Source organism: Bartonella sp. CE47NXGY, assembly GCF_042195415.1.
In the GTDB taxonomy this organism is placed as follows: domain Bacteria; phylum Pseudomonadota; class Alphaproteobacteria; order Rhizobiales; family Rhizobiaceae; genus Bartonella.
This window is the reverse complement of the sequence record NZ_JBHIOI010000173.1, coordinates 1-1,021: the sequence shown is the minus strand read 5'-3', so window position 1 is coordinate 1,021 and position 1,021 is coordinate 1. Positions and strand designations below refer to the sequence as shown.

General features: G+C 42.3%; 1 protein-coding gene. It reads right to left on the bottom strand.

The window, feature by feature from the left end; translation table 11 throughout:
* Window positions 1-789: 789 nt before the first annotated feature.
* Window positions 790-939: a hypothetical protein gene (locus ACFIL3_RS10470; protein ID WP_375621917.1), complete on the bottom strand. Its 150-nt coding sequence runs from the start codon at window positions 937-939 to the stop codon at window positions 790-792.
* Window positions 940-1,021 lie beyond the last annotated feature (82 nt).

Genomic DNA, 1,021 nt, shown 5'->3' with positions numbered 1-1,021 from the left:
AGGAACAGTTAGGATTAGGGGGGTGATTGGTAGTAGGAGGGTAGAAATGATGGTGAGTGTGGGGGTGAGGGGGGTTGGTTTTGTGTTTTCAAGTTGTCAGTTCATCTTTGTGTTGTTAGGAGTGGGGAATAGTGATACTGAGACAGTGTAGATTAGGCGTATGTAGAAGTACAGGTTAAGTAGGGTTATGGCGACTATGATGGAGGGGATGATGAAGTTGTTGTTTATTGCAAGTTCTTGAATAGTTATTCATTTAGGTAGAAAGCCGGTTAGTGGAGGTAGACCTCCTAGGGATATGAGGGTGAATATTGTTAGTGGTATGAGTTGGGGTGATTTGTTTCAGGTAAGGGACAGTGTAAGGGTTGTGGTGTTTGAGTTTAGATTGAGGAATAGGAATATGGTGGTTGTTAGGGCGATGTATGTGGTTAAGTAGAGGGTTGTGATGGTTGGGTTGTATGTTAGTGTTATTATCATTCAGCCTATGTGAGTGATTGAGGAGTATCCTATAATTTTGCGTAATTGTGTCTGGTTTAGGCCTCCTCAGCTACCTGCTATAATAGATAGGGTTGAGAGGGTTATGAGGGCACAGGTGTTGATTGATGGGTGAATTTGGTATATAATTGAGATGGGGGCTAGTTTTTGTCATGTGAGGAGGAGTAGGCCAGGAATTAGGGGTGTTCCTTGGGTGACCTCTGGAATTCAAAAGTGAAAGGGGGCTATTCCTAGTTTTATAGCAAGGGCAGCAGTTATTATTAATGATGGGAGTTGATTGGTGGTACTTGTTATTATTCAGTGTCCTGATAGTAGGTTGTTGAGGGTAGTTGCTATTATAAGAATTATGGATGCGGTGGATTGTATTAGGAAGTATTTGGTAGCGGCTTCTGTGGAACGGGGGTTTGTTTTTTTGATTAGAATTGGAATGAAGGCTAGTATGTTTATTTCTAGGCCTGCTCAGGCGAGAAATCAGTGTGAGCTTAGTAGTGTAGTGAGTGTGCCTGTGATTATTGTGGTGTAGATGGTG